Genomic DNA, 17,754 nt, shown 5'->3' with positions numbered 1-17,754 from the left:
ACCTGCCCGACCATGCAAGTCTCGCCCTCGATCTTCAAGGCCTACGACGTCCGCGGCATCGTGCCGTCCACCCTGACCGAAGAGGTGGCCGAGGGCCTGGGACGGGCCTTCGGCAGCGCGGCCCGGGCCGAGGGAGAGACCACCGTCGCCGTTGGACGCGACGGCCGCCTGTCGGGGCCCGCGCTGTCGGCCGCCCTGATCCGCGGCCTCGTGGCGACCGGCGTCGACGTCATCGACATCGGCATCGCGACCACGCCGATGCTGTACTTCGCCGCCAGCACCCTGTGCCGCAGCGGCATCCAGGTGACGGGCAGCCACAACCCGAAGGACTACAACGGCTTCAAGATGGTGCTGGCCGGCCGCGCCATCTACGGCGACGAGATCCAGCAGCTGCGCCACACCATGGAGCAGGAGAGCTGGCAGCATGCCCAGCCCGGCAACGTCCGCAACGTCGACGTGTTCGTTCCGTACCGCGACCGCATCGTCGGCGACATCCGGCTCGCCCGGCCGATGAAGATCGTCGTCGACTGCGGCAACGGCGTCGCCGGGGCCAGCGCCCCGGCCCTGTTCCGGGCCATCGGCTGCGAGGTGATCGAGCTGTTCAGCGAGGTCGACGGCAACTTCCCCAACCACCACCCGGACCCGAGCAAGCCCGAGAACCTGAAGGACCTGATCCGGGCCCTGCAGACCACCGATGCCGAACTCGGCCTGGCCTTCGACGGCGACGGCGACCGGCTGGGCATCGTCACCAAGGGCGGCAACACCATCTACCCGGACCGCCAGATGATGCTGTTCGCCCGCGACGTGCTCAGCCGCGTGCCCGGCGGCACCATCCTGTTCGACGTCAAGTGCACCCAGCGCCTCGCGCCCGCCATCCGCGCCGCCGGCGGCCACCCGCTGATGTACAAGACCGGCCACTCCCTCATCAAGGCGCGCATGAAGGAGGTCGACGCCCCGCTCGGCGGCGAGATGAGCGGCCACATCTTCTTCAAGGAGCGCTGGTTCGGCTTCGACGACGGCACCTACGCCGGCTGCCGCCTGCTGGAGATCGTCTCGCGCGAGCAGGACCCCAGCGCCCTGCTGGACGGCCTGCCGACCAGCTATTCGACGCCGGAGCTGAACGTCAAGTGCGCCGAGGGCGAGCCGCACCGCGTCGTGGCCGAGCTCGTGGCCAAGGCGGCCTTTCCCAAGCCCGCCGAGATCTCGACCATCGACGGCGTGCGGGTCGACTGGCCGGACGGCTTCGGCCTGGTGCGGGCCTCGAACACCACGCCGGTGCTGGTGCTGCGCTTCGAGGGCCACACCGAGGCTGCGCTGCACCGCATCGAGGGCGAGATGCTCCAGCTGCTGCGCAGCGTCAAGCCCGACGCGCAGATCGCGGCGGCGGCGCACTGAGCCGGCGCCGCCACGCGGCGACAGGACCGCGCGGTGACCGATCGGCCCCGCCCGGCAGGTCACAATGGACGGCTCCATCTGTCCAGCCCGCCGCCTTGAACGTCCTTCTCGTCAAGCTCTCGTCACTGGGTGACGTGGTGCAGACCCTGCCGGTCGTGCACGACCTGCACGCCCACTTCCCGGGCGTGGTCGTCGACTGGGCGGTGGAGGAGGGCTTCCAGGACCTGGTGCGGCGCGCGCCGGGCGTGCGACGCGTGCTGCCGGTGGCGCAGCGCCGCTGGCGCAAGAGCCGCTGGGCCCTGGCCACCCGGGCGGAAGTGCGCCGCCACCGGGAAGCCCTGCAGGAGGTGGCGTACGACGCCGTGCTCGACTGCCAGGGGCTGGTGAAGTCGGCCTGGGTCGCGCGCCATGCCCGCCTGGCGCCCGGCGGTTTCAGCGCCACCTTCGGCAACCGCAGCGAACTGTGCGCCTGGGAATGGCCGGTGCGCCACCTGCTGCAGCGTCCCATCCCCATGCCCGACCGCATCCATGCGGTCGCCCGCACGCGCCTGCTCGCGGCCCGGGCGCTCGGCTACGAGACACCGGGCTTCCTCGACACGGCGCCGGTCTATCCCTGGGCGGCGGATGAGCCGGCCACCCCGCCGCAGGTGCTGCTCGCGCATGGCACCACCCGGCCCGACAACGAGTGGCCGCGCGCCGCCTGGACCGAGCTGGCGCGGCGCCTGGTCGCCGATGGGTTCGGCGTGCTGCTGCCGCAGGCCTCGGCGGCCGAGGAGGCGCTGGCGCTGGGCATCGCCACCGAGGTCGGGGCCGGCACCCACGTGCTGCCGCGCCTGCCGCTGGCCGAACTGCTCGACGCGATGGCGCGTTGCGCCGGCGTGGTGGGCGTCGACTCGGGCGTGTCGCACATGGGCATCGCGCTCGACCTGCCGCTGGTGCAGGTGTTCAGCCAGCCACGGGTGTGGCGGGCCGGCCCGCTCGGGCGCGCGCACCAGCGCGCCGTCGGCGGTGACGCGGCGCCCGGCGTCGATGCCGTCTGGGAGGCCTGGCAGGACTGCTGGCAGCACCGGCCGGCGCGCGCGGGGGCGGTCGCGTGGTGATGCGCGGCCTGTACTCCGCCGCCGTGCTGATGGCGCAACCGCTGCTGCGCCGCAAGCTGCGCCGCCGCGGCGCCGCCGAGCCCGGCTACCTGGAGGCCATCGACGAGCGCTTCGGCACCTACCAGACCCCGGCGCAACCGGGCGCGCTCTGGATCCACGCCGTGTCGCTGGGCGAGACCCGCGCCGCCGCCATCCTGCTGGAGTCCCTGCGCGCGCGCGACCCGGCGCTGCGCGTGCTGCTCACGCACGGCACCGCCACCGGGCGCGCCGAAGGCGTGCGGCTGCTGCGCGAGGGCGACGTGCAGGCCTGGCTGCCCTGGGACACGCCGCAGGCGGTGCGGCGCTTCCTGGCGCACTTCCGGCCCAGCGTCGGCGTGCTGATGGAAACCGAGGTCTGGCCCAACCTGATCGCCGCCTGCCGCAGCGCCGGCGTGCCGCTGGCGCTGGCCAATGCCCGCCTGTCCGAGAAGTCGCTGCGCCAGGCGCTGCGCCTGAGGCGGCTGGCGGCCCCGGCCTATGCCGCGCTCGACGCGGTATGGGCCCAGACCGACGACGACGCCCGGCGCCTCACCCGCGCCGGCGCGCGGGTCGACGGCGTGTACGGCAACCTCAAGTTCGATGCCCGCCCGGATCCCGCGCTGCTGGCCCGGGGCCGGGCCTGGCGTGCCGGTCTCGACCGGCCGGTGGCCATGCTGGCCAGTTCGCGCGAGGGCGAGGAGGCGGCCTTCCTCGAGGTGCTGGCCGCCAGCCGCGAGCTGGAGCGCGCCGGCTGGGCCCGGCGCACCAGCGACGGCGCCGTGGCGGCGCTGCGCTGGCTCGTGGTGCCGCGCCATCCGCAGCGGTTCGACGCCGTGGCGGCGCTGGCCTCGCAGGCCGGCTTCACGGTCGGGCGCCGCAGCGCGTGGGGCGACGAGGGGCCCGCCGACGCCGACATCTGGATCGGCGATTCGCTCGGCGAGATGCCGCTCTACTACGGGCTGGCCGACGTGGCGTTGCTGGGGGGCAGCTTCCTGCCGCTGGGCGGCCAGAACCTCATCGAGGCGGCGGCCTGCGGCTGCCCCATCGTCATGGGCCCGCACACCTTCAATTTCGCCGAGGCCGCCGAGCGGGCGCAGGCGCAGGGCGCCGCCCTGCGCGTGGCCACGCTGGAGGACGCGGTGCGCGAGGCGGCGGCGCTCGCCGCCGACGGGCCGCGGCGCGCCCGGCTGGCGGATCTGGGCGTCGCCTTTGCGGCGGCGCACCGCGGTGCGGCCTCTCGCACGGCCGACGCGTTGCTGGCGCTCGCACGGTCGGGTTCTTCGAGCACCTGACGGCACCCGTGCGTGTCGGTCGGGACGCCGCGCCGGCGTCGGCGGGCATCCGCGACATCTTTCTTTACCTCGTGACGACCTGATCGGGCCATGCCAGGTCGGGGGCCGCTGAGCGAAGATCCGATCCATGCACACCGGGACCCCATCGACCGCTTTCGAGTCCGCCGCTCCGCCCCGTTTCACCGTCATCGTGCCGCTCCACAACAAGGCACGCTACATCGGCGGCACGCTGGCGTCGGCGCTGGCGCAGGAGTGGCGCGACTTCGAGGTGATCGTGATCGACGACGGCTCCACCGATGCCAGCGCCGCCATCGTCGCCAGCCTGCGCGATCCGCGCGTGCGGCTGGTGTGCCAGGCCAACGCCGGCGTGTCGGTCGCGCGCAACCGCGCCATCGACATGGCGCGCGGCGAGTGGATCGCGTTCCTCGATGCCGACGACTGGCAGCACCCCGGCTACCTCGCGCAGCTGGTCGCCACGCAGCAGGCCCACCCCGAACTCCATGCGGTGGCGACGCGCTTCATCGAGTTCCGCGACAACGGCGGCGGTCCGCCGCCACCCTGGCGGCTCCCGGCCGAGACCCCCGAGATCGAGCGCATCGGCGACCTGGCGCGGCGCTGGCTCAAGGGCCCGAGCTTCTTCACCGGCTCCATCGCGGTGCGCGCCAGCCTGCTGCGCGCCATGCAGCCCTGCTTCGAGCCCGGCGATTCCTACGGCGAGGACCTGGAGCTGTGGTTCCGCCTCGGCGAGCGCACCACCATCGGCGTCGCCCACGTGCCGCTGGTGGCCTACCGCACCCAGGTGGGGGGCAGCCTGTCCGAGCACCGCGACCAGCCGCGCGTGCCGGCGTTCATCGAGCGCATGCGCCTGCGCGCGGTGTCCGGCCGCATGGATCCGGACCGGGCCGCCTCGGCGCTCTTCTACGTCGCCCAGATCAAGGTCGACCTGGCGCGCAACGCCCTCATGGAGGGCAACCGGCTCGGGTCGCTGAAGTGGTTGCTGGACGCCCGGCGCGCCATCTTCACCAAGCGCTGGTGGCTCACCTTCGCCATGGCGCTGTTCTGGCCCACGGGACTGGCCCGCAACTACGTGTTCCGGGTGCGCCGGCGCGGCCTCGACGCTACCGCGCACTGAGCCGCGCCGGGCCGCGCGCCCGCCCCGCCGGCGAGCGATCCAGCGCGGGGACGACGGTGCTTGTGTAACGCCCTGTCAGGTCTCCTGCTGGGCACACCGCCCGCATCCCGTATCGCTGGCACCGCCGCGCTGGCCCGACCGGGTGCTTACAGCGCGACACTCCAGCCGAGGCATGCCGCACCGCAAGATGGTCCGCAGTCGCATCCTGAGGTCCCGCCATGCTGACACGCGCGCCGGCCAGTGCCGACCTGGACACGGCCCGATGGCAGAAGATCCTGCTGTCGGTCGTCGTGCCCTGCTACAACGAGGAAGAGGTCATCACGGCCACCCACCGGCGGCTGCTCGAGGTGCTCGGCCAGGACGCCACGGTGCAGCTCGAGCTCGTCTACGTCGACGACGGCAGCCGTGACGGCACGCTGGCCTGCCTGCGCGAACTGCAGGGCCACGATCCGCGCGTGCGGGTGGTCTCGTTCTCGCGCAACTTCGGCCACCAGTTCGCGGTGACGGCCGGGCTCGACCATTGCGCCGGCGACGCCGTCTGCATCATCGACGCCGACCTGCAGGACCCACCGGAAGTGATCCTCGAGATGCTGGAGCGCTGGCGCCACGGCGTCGACGTGGCCTACGGCGTGCGCACCGAGCGCGAGGGCGAGTCGGCGTTCAAGCAGTGGAGCGCCAAGCTCTTCTACCGGATCATCAACCGCGTCTCGGACACGCCGATCCCGCTGGACACCGGCGACTTCCGGCTGATGGACCGCACCGCCGCCGAAGCCTTCCAGGCCATGCCCGAGCGCGACCGCTTCGTGCGCGGCATGGTGGCCTGGGCCGGCTTCCGCCAGGAGTCGGTGCCCTACCGGCGCGCCGCCCGCTTCGCCGGCACCACCAAGTACCCGTTGCGCAAGATGCTGCACTTCGCCGCCGACGGGATCCTGTCGTTCTCCACCGCGCCGCTGCGGCTGGCCATCTACGTCGGGCTGGCGGCGGCGGTGCTGGCCATGGTGGGCGTGGTCTATGCCCTGGCCATGCGGCTGGCCACCAGCAACTGGGTCGAGGGCTGGACGCTGCTGTTCATCGCCGTGCTGTTCATCGGCGGCGTGCAGCTGACCTTCCTGGGCGTGCTGGGCGAATACATCGGGCGCATCTACGGCGAGGTCAAGCGCCGGCCGCTGTACCTGGTCAAGGAGCAGCTCGGCTTCGAACCGGGCGGCCTGCCGCAGTGCGCCTCGGCCGTTCCGATCCGCACGCCCGAGGCGCTGATGCACCCGCCGCGGCAACCGGCCCACACCACCGGCCGGACCGGCGCGCAGGTGTGATGACGGGCGGCCGCATCCGGCTGGTCGTGGGCCTGGCGGTCGCCGCCACCGCGCTCGTGCTGCTGCTGCGCGGCATCGATGGCCCGGCGCTGTGGCAAGCGGCGTCGCACCTGTCCGCGGGCGGGCTGCTGCTGGCGGCCGGGCTGCTGGCGGCCGGCTATGCGCTGCGCGTGCTGCGCTGGTGGTGGATGCTGGCGGCATTCGACCGCCGCCTGCGCCTGCGCGACTGCGTCACGCCCTACGTTGCCAGCATCGCGCTGAACAACGTGCTGCCCCTGCGGGCGGGCGACGCCGTGCGGGCCTTCGGGTTCCGCCAGCGGCTGGGCCTTCCGGCCGCCACGGTGCTGGGCTCGGTGGTGCTCGAGCGCCTGCTCGACCTGGCGCTGCTGCTGGCGCTGTTCTTCGCCGGTGCCTGGGCGGCACCTGCCGGGACCCTGCCGGCGGGCCTGGCGCGCGGCGCCGGCGTGGTCGCGGCGGCAGCGCTGGTGTTGCTGGTGCTGCTGCCGGTGCTGGGCCCGCCGGTCGCGCGCCGGCTCGGACGCCAGGGCGGCCCGGCGCCAGCCGCCGGCGTCGGCCTGCTGCGCCAGGGCGCCGCACGGTTGCTCGACAGCTTCGCCCTGCTGCGCTCGCCAGGCCGGGCCCTGGTCCTGCTGCCGCTGACGCTGGCGGTCTGGGCCTGCGAGGGCGCCGTGTTCGCCACCATCGCCGCCGACCTGGCGAGCCACACGCCGCCGTGGGCGGCCTGGTTCGCCATGGCCACCGGTACCCTGGCCACGCTGCTGCCCGGCACGCCGGGCTACGTCGGCACCTTCGACTGGTTCGCCAGCCTGGGGCTGGCGGCCTTCGGCGCGCCGCGCGAGGTGGCGGTGGCGTTCGCGCTGGCCGCCCACGCCGTGCTGTGGGCGCCGGTCACCGCGGCCGGCCTGGCCCTGCTGGCCTGGCAGGGCGGGGCGTCGGCCTTGCGTTCCGATCGCCACGCGACGGCGCCATGACGGGGGACGGCCGGCAGCAGGTGGTGGTGGTCGGCGGCGGCTTCTGCGGCCTGGCGGCGGCCTACGAACTGACGCGGCGCGGCGTGCGCGCGGTGGTGCTGGAGCGCGACGACGAGATCGGCGGGCTGGCCGGCAGCTTCGACGTCGGCGGCGAGCGGCTGGAGAAGTTCTACCACCACTGGTTCACCAACGACCTGCACGTGGTGCAGCTGGCGCGCGACCTCGGCACCGAGGACCGCATCCTGGCCCGCTCGACTCGCACCGGCATGTATTTCGCGCACCGCTTCCTCAAGCTCTCGACCCCGGCCGACGTGCTGCGCTTCACGCCGCTGCGGTTCGCCGACCGCCTGCGCCTCGGTCTTCTGGCGCTGCGCGCGCGGCGGGTGCAGGACTGGATGGGGCTCGAGGACCGCACCGCGGCCGAGTGGCTGCGGGCGCTGGGCGGCGACGAGGTCTTCCGGGTGGTCTGGGCGCCGCTGCTGCGCGGCAAGTTCGGCGCCGTCGCCGACGAGATCTCGGCCGTCTGGATGTGGAACAAGCTCAAGCTGCGCGGCGGCAGCCGCGGCGCCCGTGGCCAGGAGCAGCTGGCCTACTACCGGGGCGGCTTCGCGGCCCTGGCCGACGCGGTCGCTCAGGCCATCCGGGCCGGGGGCGGGGAGGTGCGCACCGGCACGCCGGTCACCGGGCTGGAGGTGCACGCGGGCCGGATCACGGGCGCCATCACCCCGCAGGGCAGCGTCGATGCGGCGGCGCTGGTGCTGACCACGCCGCTGCCGCTGGCCGCCGACCTGCTCGCGCCCCATGTCGGCCCCGGGGAGGTGGAGCGGCTGCGGCGCATCCGCTACCTGGCCAACGTGTGCATCGTGCTGGAGCTGGATCGCAGCCTGTCGCAGACCTACTGGCTGAACGTCAACGACCCGGGCTTTCCCTTCGTGGGCGTGATCGAGCACACCAACTTCGAGCCGGCCTCCAGCTACCACGGGCGCCACATCGTCTACCTGTCGAAGTACCTGCCCGAGACCGACGAGCTGTACCGGATGGAGGACGGCCAGGTGGTCGACTTCACGCTCGGCCACCTGCAGCGCATGTTCCCCCGGCTGTCGCGCGCCAACGTCCTGGCGGCGCACGTATGGCGCGCCCGCTGGTCACAGCCGATCGTGGAGCGTGGCTACAGCCGCCTGGTCCCGCCGACGCGCACCGGCGTGGAGGGGGTGCACCTGGCCACCATGGCGCAGATCTACCCCGAGGACCGCGGCACCAACTATGCGATCCGGCAGGGCCGCGCCATCGCGGCCGACGTTGCCGGCGGCCTGGGGGGCCACGCCGGCGAGCGCGGGACGGCGGGCCGCCCCGGCGACACCCGACCCCCGGGCTGCCAGTCGGTGCAGCCGGCCGGGTGAGGCCCCGGGGGGCGCCTACTTGGTGATCAGGATGGCCAGCCGGTCGAGGTCGGACGCCTGCAGCGTGCCGTTGGCCTGGCGCAGCTTCAGGTGGCCGAGGATGACGTTGTAGCGGGCCAGCGCCAGGTCGCGCTTGGTCTGGTACAGCTGGGTCTGGGCGTTCAGCACGTCGATGTTGATGCGCACGCCGACCTGGTAGCCCAGGCGGTTGGCGTCCAGCGAACTCTGGCTGGAGGCCTCGGCTGCCTCCAGCGCCTTGACCTGGCCCTGGCCGGACACCACGCCGAAGTAGGCGGCCCGGGTGGCCTGGGCGGCCGTGCGGCGCGCGTTCTCGAGGTCGGAGCGGGCCCGCTCCTCCAGCGCGAGGGTCTCGCGCAGCCGGTTCTGGGTGGCGAAACCGGCGAACAGCGGCAGGTTGAAGGTCACGCCCGCCGTGCCGGTGTTGACGCGGTTGCTGATGGCGGTGGTGAGGGTGCCGTCGACGTTGCGCTGGTTGCCGTAGCTGGCCGTGAGGTCGACGGTGGGCTTGTGGCCGGCGCGCGCCTTCTCGGTCTCCAGCGTGGCGATGTCGACGGTGGTGCGGGCCTGCAGGATGCCGGGGTTGGCGTTCTCGGCCTGCTCGACCCAGGCTTCCGGATTGGCCGGCTCGGGCGCCGGCACCTCCATCGGCAGGGCCAGCGGCAGCGGCTGCGTGTCCCTGCCGCCCACCACCACGTCCAGCGCCAGCCGCTTGACGCGCAGGTCGTTCTCGGCGGCGATCTCCTGCGACAGCGTCAGGTCGTAGCGGGCCTGGGCTTCGCGGGTGTCGGTGATGGTGGAGGTGCCGACCTCGAAGTTGCGCTTGGCCGAGGCGAGCTGCTCGGCGACCGCAGCCTTCTGCGCCCGCACCACGGACAGCGTGTCCTGCGCCGCCAGCACGTCGAAGTAGGCCTGGCTGAGGCGGATGATCAGGTCCTGCGAGGCGGCCGTCAGCTGCGCCTGCGCCAGGTCGACCTGCAGCCGTCCCTGCTTGTAGGTGGCCCAGTTGGCCGGCCGGTACAGCGGCTGCGAGGCCGACAGGAGGGCGCTCTGGGTGCCGAAGGTGCGGTCGGCCACGGGAACGTTGATGTCCAGCGCGGAGCGGGTGGCGCTGGCCGACAGGTTGGCCGTCGGCAGGATGCCGGCCGTGGCCTGGTCGGCCCGGAACAGGTTGGCGTCGTACTGCGCCCTCGCGGACTGCCAGGGGGCGTCGTTGGCCCGCGCGGATTCGTACAGCTGCTGCAGGCTCTGTGCGCCCGCCGGGGCGCAGGCGAGCATCGTGGCCAGGGCCGCAGCCAGGGGGAGAAGCCGCGAGGGAGTCATTCGTCGTCCGTCCTTGCTGATCTCGTTTGTAATTTCAGTAACGCGGTACGGCCGGATCGCGCCCGATCGACCAGGCGTCAATGCCGCCGGCGATATTTGCGACCTTCGAGAAGCCGTTGTTGGCCAGGAACATCGCCACCCGCATGCTGCGGGCGCCGTGGTGGCACAGACAGGCCACCGGCCGGTCGGGATCGAGCTCCTGCAGGCGGGCCGGAATCTCCATCATCGGGATCGCCACCAGTTCGAAGCCGGCCGGCGTGATGCTGGCGGCGCGCAGTTCGGCCGGCTCGCGCACATCGAGCACCACCCCGTTGCCGCCCTGGGCAGCCAGCCAGTCGTCGACGCCCTCGGGGCGGATCTGGTCGATCATCCCGCGGGTCAGAACTGGAAGCGCGAGGGCGCGGGGAAGTGCAGCAGGCGCGGGGCGACGGTGTCCCAGCGCTGCGCGGTGGTGAAGCTGCCCTCGCCGGTGCGGGTGATGAGGGTGCCCCGCATCATCGGCTCGGCGCCCACGATGGCCGCCAGCCGCCCGCCCACTTTCAGCTGCTGCAGCAGCTCCGACGGCACCTCGGCGACCGATCCGGACAGCACGATGACGTCGAACGGGCCCTCGGCCGCCAGGCCGCGGGCGCCGTCGGCCTCGCGCACTTCGGCGTTGCGCACGCCGGCGCGCTGCAGGTTGTCGCGCGCCATGCGGGCCAGCTCGGGCTCGATCTCCAGCGTGATCACGCGCTGGGCGAGGCCGGCCAGCAGGGCGGCCATGTGGCCGGAGCCAGCGCCCACCTCCAGCACCTTCTCGTGCGGGCGCGGGCTCACTTCCTGCACCAGGCGGGCCTCGACCTTGGGCGCCAGCATGATCTGGCCCAGGCGGACCGCCTCCTCGGGATGGCCGCGCAGCGGCGTTTCCATGTCGACGAAGGCCAGGGCGCGGTGCGCCGGCGGCACGAACTCCTCGCGCCGGATGGTGGCCAGCAGCTCGAGCACCCTCGGATCGAGCACGTCCCAGGGGCGGATCTGCTGCTCGATCATGTTGAAGCGGAGTTGGTCGGTGGAAGGCGTGCTCATGGTGCGGACGGGAAGGGTGGACGGGGCACTCAGGGGTGCGGTGAACGGTCGATTCTAGAAGCCGGCACCGCGGCGGCCGGGCCGCCGCCGGCCGCCGTGACGGGCGCCGCGGCGCCGCCGGCCGGGCGCCCCCGGCGCCGCAGCCACGCCGCCAGGTCGTCCAGGTAGCAATAGACCACCGGCACCACCACCAGCGTGAGGAGCGAGGAGGTGATGACGCCGCCGATCACCGCCTGGCCCATGGGCGCGCGCTGCTCGGAGCCCTCGGTCAGCGCGAACGCCAGCGGCACCATGCCGAACACCATGGCCAGCGTCGTCATCAGGATGGGGCGCAGCCGCACCCGGGCCGCCAGCAGCAGCGCCTGGGCCCGGTCCAGGCCGTCGACGCGGCGGCCGTCGGCATCGACCGACGGCTCGCGCGCGCGGATCGCGAAGTCGATCAGCAAAATGGCGTTCTTGGTCACCAGGCCCATGAGCATCACGATGCCGATGATGGAGAACATCGACAGGGTGGAGCCGAACAGCATCAGCGCCAGCACCACGCCGATCAGCGTCAGCGGCAGCGACGTCATGAGGGCCAGCGGCTGCAGGAAGCTCCGGAACTGGCTGGCCAGGATCATGTAGATGAAGATCACCGCCATCGCCAGCGCCGAGACGGCGTAGCCGAACGACTCGGCCATGTTCTTGGTCGAGCCGCTGAACTGGTGGCGGTAGCCGGGCGGGAAGGCGATGCCGTCCAGCGCCTGCCGGATCTCGGCCGACACCTCGCCGACCGAGCGGCCCTGGGTGTTGGCGGTGATCGCCACCTCGCGCGCCAGGTCGCGGCGGTTGATCTGGTTGGGGCCGGTGCCCTCGCGCACGGTCGCCACCTGGTTCAGGCGCACGATACGCGGCATGCCGTCGGCGTTGCTGCCGACCGCGAACGGCACCCGCTCCAGCTGCTGCGGGGCCATGCGGGCATCGGGCGCCAGCCGCACGTTGACGTCGTAGGTCTGGTCGTCGGGGGCGCGCCAGTTGCCCACCACCTGGCCGGCCACCAGCGTGCGCAGCGCGGCGCCGATCTGGCCGACCGACAGGCCCAGGTCGGAGGCGGCGTCGCGCCGCACCTGCACGTCGACCGTGGGCTTGTCGGGCTTGACGCTGGAGTCGAGGTCGACCAGGCCCGGGATGGGACGCGCCCGCTCCATCACCAGCCGCGCCAGCCGCTCCAGCTCGCGCAGGTCGGGGCCCTGCAGCGAGAACTCGACCTGCTTGTTGCCGCCGACCGAATCGACCAGGCCGACATGGGTGACGGTGATGCCGGCCACCCGCGCCAGCCGCTCGCGCAGCACGGCCGACAACTGGTCGACGCTGCGCGTGCGCTCCTTGCGGTCGACCAGGCGCACGTAGATCGAGGCGTAGATCTTGCCGACCGCCGTGCCGGTGTTGATGGTCGACAGCGTGTAGCGCACCTCGGGCAGCTCGCGCAGGATGGCCTCGACCTGGCGCGCCTTGCCTTCGGTGACCTCCAGCGACGAGCCCACCGGGGTGTAGAAGCTGACCGTGGTCTCGGAATAGTCGGCCTTGGGCACGAACTCGGTGCCCAGCAGCGGCACCAGCGCCACGCTGGTGGCGAAGATCGCAGCGGCCGCCGCCAGGGTGGCCAGCTTGTGCGCCAGCGACCAGCGCAGCAGCGACTGGTAGGCCTCGGCGAGGCGTTCGGTGGCGCGGTCGAACCAGCCGGTGACGCGGCCGATGGTGCGGTCGTACACCGAACGGCCGCGCGGGCCACCATGGGCGGCGATCTCGGGGTCGTGCCAGACCGACGACAGCATCGGGTCGAGCGTGAAGCTGACGAACATCGAGATCAGCACCGCGGCCACGATGGTGATGCCGAACTCGTGGAAGAACTTGCCGATGATGCCGCCCATGAAGCCGATCGGCAGGAACACGGCGACGATGGAGGTGGTGGTGGCCAGCACCGCCAGGCCGATCTCCTGGGTGCCGTCCAGAGAGGCCTGGTAGGGGCCCTTGCCCATCTGCACGTGGCGCACGATGTTCTCGCGCACCACGATGGCGTCGTCGATCAGCAGGCCCACGCACAGCGACAGCGCCATCAGCGTGACCATGTTCACCGTGAAGCCGAACATGTGCATGAACAGGAAGGTGCCGATCAGCGCGATCGGCAGGGTCAGGCCGGTGATGACGGTCGAGCGCCACGAGTTCAGGAACAGGAACACGATCAGCACGGTGAGCAGGGCGCCCTCGATCAGGGTGCGGCGCACGTTGTCCACCGCCACCCGGATCGGCCGCGAGCTGTCCTGCACCGGCTCCAGCCGCACGCCCGGCGGCAGCTGGGCCTGCATCTCCCCCAGCGTCCGCTTCAGGCCGTCGATGACGGCGATGGTGTTCTCGTCCTGCGCCTTCTGCACCGACAGCAGCAGGGTGCGCTGGCCGTTGTACAGGGCCAGGCTGTCGATCTCCTGCGCGCCGTCGGACACCCGGGCCACCTGGTCGAGCCGCACCGGGGCACTGGCACCGGCGCCCGAGCCCCTGCGCGCGACGATGATCTGGCCGAAGTCCTCCGGCCGCCGCATGCGGGCGTCGATCTGCACCACCCGGTCCTGCGCCAGCGAGCGGATCGCGCCGACCGGCACGTCCTGGTTCTCGTTGCGCACCGCCGTCACCACCTGCTCGGCGGTGACGCCCAGCGCCTCCATCGCCTGCGGGTTGAGGTAGAGGTTGATCTCGCGCTTGCTGCCGCCCACCAGCGTGACCGAGCCGACGCCGCGCACGTTCTCCAGCCGCTTCTTGAGCACCTGGTCCGACCAGTTGGTCAGTTCGACCGCGTTCATCGGCCGGCCGGCCCGCGCATCGGGCAGCACGGCCAGCGACCAGATGGCGCGGCTGGCCGGGTCGAACCGCAGCACGCGCGGCTCCTTCACCTCGTCGCGGAAGTTCGGGCGGATCGCCGCCACCTTCTCGCGCACGTCCTCGGCCGCCTTGCGGCCGTCGATGTGCAGCTGGAACTCGATCACCACGACCGACTGGCCCTCGAAGCTGCGCGAGGTGAGGGCGTTGATGCCGGCGATGGCGTTGACGCCTTCCTCGACCTTCTTGGTGACCTCGCTCTCCACCACCTCGGGCGAGGCGCCGGGGTACTCGGTCTGCACGACCACCACCGGGAAGTCGATGTTCGGGAACTGGTCGACCTGCAGGCGCTGCAGCGAGAACAGGCCCAGCACCACCAGCGCCAGCATGAGCATGGTGGCGAAGACGGGATTCTTCAGGCTGACGCGCGTGAACCACATGGCGGGGCGCGGTCAGCCGGCGCGGGCGCCGGAGGCGGCCGGCGCCGGCGGCCTGGCCGCCTCGCCGGTGAAGCGGACCGCCGTGCCTTCGCGCAGCGGCCCCACGTGGCCCTTGACCACCAGCGTGCCGGCCGGCACGCCGTCGACGCCGACCCAGGTCTCGTTGCCAGCCGCGCCGCGCGGGCCCGGCGCCACCGGACGGTGCACCACCCGGCCGTTGTCGACCAGCTGCAGGTAGGGGGCGGGCTTGTCGGTCCGGATGGCCGCCAGCGGCACGGCCAGGCCCGAGGCGCGCCCGGTCGTCACCTGGCCCTGCGCGAACAGTCCCTGGCGCAGCCCCGTTGCGTCGTCCAGCGCCAGGTAGGCCAGCACGCTGCGGCTGCCGGCCTGGGCGCTGGGGTTGATGCGGACCACGCGCGCAGCCACCGGCCGGGCCATGCCCTCGACCTGCAGCTGGGCCTGCTGCCCGACCCGCAGCTGCACCGAATCGGCCGCCCCCAGGGTCGCCTCCAGTTCCAGCCGCGACAGGTCGACGATCTCGACCACCTTGCCGTCGACCGCGACCCGTTCGCCGGGCTGCGCCAGGCGCTGCGCCACCACGCCGCTGATGGGGGCCTGCAGCACGGTGTCGTCCAGTCCCTTGCGGACCATGTCCACCGCCGCCAGCGCCGCCCGGTAGCTGGACCTGGCGGCATTCAGGCTGGCCTGCGAGGTGTCCAGCGCGGTGCGCGAGATGAAACCCTGGTCGACCAGGGCCTTGTTGTTGTCGTAGGTGCGCTGGGCGATGTCGACCTGGGCCTTGGCGGCGTCGGCCTGCTCCTCGGCCTGGCGCATGCGGGCGCGCGACTCCAGCGGGTCGATGCGGGCCAGCACCTGGCCGGCCTTGACGCTGTCGCCCTCGCGCACCGTCAGGCCCTGCAGTTCGCCGGGGATGCGGGCCTTGACGAAGGCGCTGTTGACCGCGCGCAGCGAGCCGGACACCGGCAGCCCCTGCGCGAGCTCGACCGGCGCGGCCTTGAGCACGTCGCCGGCCGCCAGTTCGACGACCGTCTCGGCCTTCGCGGCAGCAACGGCGGCCGCCGCCTGCGCCTTGCGCGCCTGCAGGCCGCGCAGTCCCTGCACGGCCGCCAGCGCCAGCACCAGCGCCACCAGCAGCCAGGTCCAGCGACGCCGGGTCATGGGAGGGGTTCCCGGTTGCACAGGCCCGCCACCAGCATGTCGGCCTGCGCCTGCAGGTAGCGCTGCGGGTCGACGGCAAAGTCCTCGGGCACGCAGGCGCCCAGCGAGTGCTTGGCCATGATCAGGAAGATCATGGGCGCGATGACCGAATACACCGAGTAATCCACGTCCAGGTTGGGGCGGAATTCGCCGCTCTCGACCCCGCGCTGCAGGATGCGCCGGATCAGCTGGGTGCCGGGCCGGATCACCTCCTGCTGGTAGAAGGCGGCCAGCTCCGGGAAGTTGCGGGCCTCGCTCATCATCAGTTTGGTGATGCCGCTGGCGCGGGTGGCGCCGATGCGGTCCCACCAGACCTGGATGCAGTAGCGCACCATCTCGGCCGACGTGCCCTGGTACTCCTCGAACTCCTGGTTCCACTCGTCAAAGCGGCCGGAGATGTTCTCGCGCACCACCGCCTTGAACAGCTCTTCCTTGCTGGGGAAGTAGAGGAACAGCGTGCCCTTGGACACGCCGGCGCGGGCGGCCACTTCCTCGGAACGGGTGGCGGCGAAGCCTTTCTCGACGAACAGGTCGAGGGCGGCGTCGAGCAGTTCGCCCGGCCGCGCCTCCTTGCGGCGCTCGCGCTTGCCGGCGCTGCCGGCGTCGTCGCCGGGGCGTTCGGAGCGCTCGCCGATGGGTTTGGACAAGGACATGGAATTAATGACTGACTGGTTAGTAATGTAGCTTCGATGGGTCTCGGGCGTCAAGGCGGAAGACCCGCATCGCGCGCCTAAGCCCGCGTCGGGCAAGGGAAATCCGGAGGGAAGCCGGGTTCAGCCCAGCCGGGCCACCGCCAGCCCCAGCACTTCCCGCAGCACCTGCCGCGACAGCGCCAGGCCGTCCGGCGACGGCAGCCAGTCCAGCAGCGGCCGGACCTGCGGCGCCGGGAAGCCGGTCGGGGCCGGCAGCACGGTGAAGCCGGCGCGCTCGAACTCCAGCACCGAGCGCGGCATGTGCCAGGCGTCGGTGACGAGCGCGATCCGGCTCACCTGGTCGGCCGCCAGCAGGCGGCGCATCTCGCGGGCGTTCTCGCCGGTGTCGCGCGAGCGGCCGTCCAGCCAGCGCGGCGCCACGCCCCAGTCGTCGCGCAGGGTGCGCCCCGCCACTTCCGCTTCCGGCGCGAAGCCGGTGCCGGCGGCGCCCCAGCCGACGCCGCCGGCGAAGGCCAGCGGCTTGCCGCTGCGGCGCGCCAGCCAGGCGCCGTAGCGCAACCGGGCGAGGGTGGGGGCGTTGGGCTGGGCGGCGCCGTACTCCGGTGCGTCCGGCACGATGCCGCCGCCCAGCACGACGATGGCCTGCACGCCGGCCAGCTGCGCCGGTTGCGCCGCCCGCACCGGCGGCAGCAGGGCGCCGGCCAGGGCGGTGGCGACCGCATGGCAGCTCAGGATCCACAGCAGCGCGGTGCCGGCCAGCGCCAGGGCCAGGCCGCGCGCGCGGCGCCGGCCGGCGGCCAGCAGCAGGCCGAGCAGCACCAGCAGCAGCGGCAGGATGGGGGGCAGGACCAGCGCGGTCAGCAGGGGCCGCAGTTCACCGAAGGGCATGGGGGGCGATGCTAGCGGGGGCCACGCCCCGTCCGGGCGGGGCTACAGTCACGGCCTTTGGAGGCGTGCAATGAGCGATCTGCAGACCCTGGTGCTCGGCGGCGGCTGTTTCTGGTGCACCGAGGCGGTGTACGTGAAGGTCAAGGGCGTGACGGACGTCGAGTCCGGCTACAGCAATGGCACGACGCAGCGGCCCAGCTACGAGCAGGTGTGCACCGGCACCACCGGCCACAACGAGGTGGTGAAGCTCACCTACGACCCGGCGCGGGTCAGCACGCGGCAGCTCCTCGAGGTGTTCTTCATCGTCCACGACCCCACCACGCTGAACCGGCAGGGCAACGACAGCGGGACCCAGTACCGCAGCGGCATCTACTACACGACCGACGAGCAGAAGGAAGTGGCGCAGGCGCTGCTGGCGGAGATGACGCGCGACCAGCTGTTCGGCAAGCCCATCGTGACCGAGGTGCTGCCGCTGTCCAACTACTGGCCGGCCGAGGAGTACCACCAGGACTTCTTCGAGAAGAACCCGTACCAGGGCTACTGCCTGGCGGTGGCGGCGCCCAAGGTCGCCAAGTTCCGCAAGACCTTTTCCGAGCTGGTGAAGGCCTGACGTCCGCGAGCGCCGGCGCCTCGTCCTCCTGCTGCTGCTGAGCCCGG

At 72.6% G+C, this 17,754-nt stretch carries 15 protein-coding genes; 8 read left to right on the top strand and 7 right to left on the bottom strand.

Translation table 11 applies throughout. The annotated features are described in order from the left end of the window. Positions 1-12 precede the first annotated feature (12 nt). The 7 genes from GON04_RS08470 to GON04_RS08440 all read left to right on the top strand — a co-directional run bounded on the left by GON04_RS08470 (position 13) and on the right by GON04_RS08440 (position 8,642). Positions 13-1,395, top strand: a complete 1,383-nt coding sequence (locus tag GON04_RS08470) for a phosphomannomutase/phosphoglucomutase (RefSeq protein ID WP_157397477.1) — start codon at positions 13-15, stop codon at positions 1,393-1,395. A gap of 95 nt (positions 1,396-1,490) precedes the next feature. Further along, positions 1,491-2,495 carry a lipopolysaccharide heptosyltransferase I gene (gene waaC / locus GON04_RS08465; RefSeq protein WP_157397476.1) on the top strand — a complete coding sequence of 335 codons (1,005 nt, stop codon included), beginning with the start codon at positions 1,491-1,493 and terminating at the stop codon, positions 2,493-2,495. Next, complete coding sequence (locus GON04_RS08460) at positions 2,495-3,805, top strand: 3-deoxy-D-manno-octulosonic acid transferase (protein ID WP_157397475.1); 1,311 nt, start codon at positions 2,495-2,497, stop codon at positions 3,803-3,805. The genes waaC and GON04_RS08460 overlap by 1 nt, the downstream gene beginning before the upstream one ends. 127 nt (positions 3,806-3,932) lie before the next feature. Continuing rightward, positions 3,933-4,937 carry a glycosyltransferase family 2 protein gene (locus GON04_RS08455; RefSeq protein WP_157397474.1) on the top strand — a complete coding sequence of 335 codons (1,005 nt, stop codon included), beginning with the start codon at positions 3,933-3,935 and terminating at the stop codon, positions 4,935-4,937. Positions 4,938-5,155: 218 nt separating this feature from the next. Continuing rightward, the gene (locus tag GON04_RS08450) at positions 5,156-6,250 is read left to right on the top strand and encodes a glycosyltransferase family 2 protein (protein WP_157397473.1); all 1,095 of its coding nucleotides are present in this window, start codon (positions 5,156-5,158) and stop codon (positions 6,248-6,250) included. After that, on the top strand, positions 6,250-7,242 hold the full coding sequence (locus tag GON04_RS08445; protein WP_157397472.1) for a lysylphosphatidylglycerol synthase transmembrane domain-containing protein: 993 nt from the start codon (positions 6,250-6,252) through the stop codon (positions 7,240-7,242). Before GON04_RS08450 ends, GON04_RS08445 begins: the two co-directional genes overlap by 1 nt. Continuing rightward, positions 7,239-8,642 carry an NAD(P)/FAD-dependent oxidoreductase gene (locus GON04_RS08440; protein WP_157397471.1) on the top strand — a complete coding sequence of 468 codons (1,404 nt, stop codon included), beginning with the start codon at positions 7,239-7,241 and terminating at the stop codon, positions 8,640-8,642. Before GON04_RS08445 ends, GON04_RS08440 begins: the two co-directional genes overlap by 4 nt. Before the next feature lie 15 nt (positions 8,643-8,657). On the opposite strand, the gene GON04_RS08435 is transcribed toward GON04_RS08440, so the two are convergent. From GON04_RS08435 to GON04_RS08405, 7 genes are all read right to left on the bottom strand, one after another. After that, a complete protein-coding gene (locus GON04_RS08435; protein WP_157397470.1) occupies positions 8,658-9,983 on the bottom strand; it encodes a TolC family outer membrane protein in 1,326 nt (441 codons plus the stop codon). Positions 9,984-10,017: 34 nt separating this feature from the next. Continuing rightward, on the bottom strand, positions 10,018-10,353 hold the full coding sequence (locus tag GON04_RS08430; protein ID WP_157397469.1) for a rhodanese-like domain-containing protein: 336 nt from the start codon (positions 10,351-10,353) through the stop codon (positions 10,018-10,020). Positions 10,354-10,361: 8 nt separating this feature from the next. Next, the gene (locus GON04_RS08425) at positions 10,362-11,048 is read right to left on the bottom strand and encodes a protein-L-isoaspartate O-methyltransferase family protein (protein WP_157397468.1); all 687 of its coding nucleotides are present in this window, start codon (positions 11,046-11,048) and stop codon (positions 10,362-10,364) included. A 29-nt stretch (positions 11,049-11,077) separates the two neighbouring features. Beyond that, positions 11,078-14,338 (bottom strand): efflux RND transporter permease subunit, encoded by a 3,261-nt coding sequence (locus tag GON04_RS08420; RefSeq protein ID WP_157397467.1) that lies wholly within the window; start codon positions 14,336-14,338, stop codon positions 11,078-11,080. A gap of 12 nt (positions 14,339-14,350) precedes the next feature. Further along, the gene (locus tag GON04_RS08415) at positions 14,351-15,517 is read right to left on the bottom strand and encodes an efflux RND transporter periplasmic adaptor subunit (RefSeq protein WP_157397466.1); all 1,167 of its coding nucleotides are present in this window, start codon (positions 15,515-15,517) and stop codon (positions 14,351-14,353) included. Continuing rightward, positions 15,514-16,209, bottom strand: coding sequence for a TetR/AcrR family transcriptional regulator (locus GON04_RS08410; RefSeq protein WP_157397465.1), 696 nt, complete (start codon positions 16,207-16,209; stop codon positions 15,514-15,516). The genes GON04_RS08415 and GON04_RS08410 overlap by 4 nt, the downstream gene beginning before the upstream one ends. Positions 16,210-16,329: 120 nt before the next feature. Continuing rightward, positions 16,330-17,097, bottom strand: a complete 768-nt coding sequence (locus GON04_RS08405) for a YdcF family protein (protein ID WP_157397464.1) — start codon at positions 17,095-17,097, stop codon at positions 16,330-16,332. Positions 17,098-17,167: 70 nt separating this feature from the next. Between GON04_RS08405 and msrA the strand changes: the two genes are divergently transcribed. Further along, positions 17,168-17,707, top strand: a complete 540-nt coding sequence (gene msrA / locus GON04_RS08400) for a peptide-methionine (S)-S-oxide reductase MsrA (RefSeq protein WP_157397463.1) — start codon at positions 17,168-17,170, stop codon at positions 17,705-17,707. Positions 17,708-17,754: the final 47 nt, after the last annotated feature.

The sequence above is a fragment of the Ramlibacter pinisoli genome, from assembly GCF_009758015.1.
Lineage (GTDB): Bacteria > Pseudomonadota > Gammaproteobacteria > Burkholderiales > Burkholderiaceae_C > Ramlibacter > Ramlibacter pinisoli.
The sequence above is the reverse complement of the archived record's forward strand: the minus strand, read 5'-3'. Positions and strand labels throughout refer to the sequence as shown.

Coding starts and splice junctions, on each gene's coding strand:
- GON04_RS08470 (WP_157397477.1), top strand. CDS start 13: ATGCAAGTCTCGCCCTCGATCTTCAAGGCCTACGACGTCCGCGGCATC.
- GON04_RS08460 (WP_157397475.1), top strand. CDS start 2,495: ATGCGCGGCCTGTACTCCGCCGCCGTGCTGATGGCGCAACCGCTGCTG.
- GON04_RS08455 (WP_157397474.1), top strand. CDS start 3,933: ATGCACACCGGGACCCCATCGACCGCTTTCGAGTCCGCCGCTCCGCCC.
- GON04_RS08450 (WP_157397473.1), top strand. CDS start 5,156: ATGCTGACACGCGCGCCGGCCAGTGCCGACCTGGACACGGCCCGATGG.
- GON04_RS08445 (WP_157397472.1), top strand. CDS start 6,250: ATGACGGGCGGCCGCATCCGGCTGGTCGTGGGCCTGGCGGTCGCCGCC.
- GON04_RS08440 (WP_157397471.1), top strand. CDS start 7,239: ATGACGGGGGACGGCCGGCAGCAGGTGGTGGTGGTCGGCGGCGGCTTC.
- GON04_RS08435 (WP_157397470.1), bottom strand. CDS start 9,983: ATGACTCCCTCGCGGCTTCTCCCCCTGGCTGCGGCCCTGGCCACGATG.
- GON04_RS08430 (WP_157397469.1), bottom strand. CDS start 10,353: ATGATCGACCAGATCCGCCCCGAGGGCGTCGACGACTGGCTGGCTGCC.
- GON04_RS08425 (WP_157397468.1), bottom strand. CDS start 11,048: ATGAGCACGCCTTCCACCGACCAACTCCGCTTCAACATGATCGAGCAG.
- GON04_RS08420 (WP_157397467.1), bottom strand. CDS start 14,338: ATGTGGTTCACGCGCGTCAGCCTGAAGAATCCCGTCTTCGCCACCATG.
- GON04_RS08415 (WP_157397466.1), bottom strand. CDS start 15,517: ATGACCCGGCGTCGCTGGACCTGGCTGCTGGTGGCGCTGGTGCTGGCG.
- GON04_RS08410 (WP_157397465.1), bottom strand. CDS start 16,209: ATGTCCTTGTCCAAACCCATCGGCGAGCGCTCCGAACGCCCCGGCGAC.
- GON04_RS08405 (WP_157397464.1), bottom strand. CDS start 17,097: ATGCCCTTCGGTGAACTGCGGCCCCTGCTGACCGCGCTGGTCCTGCCC.
- msrA (WP_157397463.1), top strand. CDS start 17,168: ATGAGCGATCTGCAGACCCTGGTGCTCGGCGGCGGCTGTTTCTGGTGC.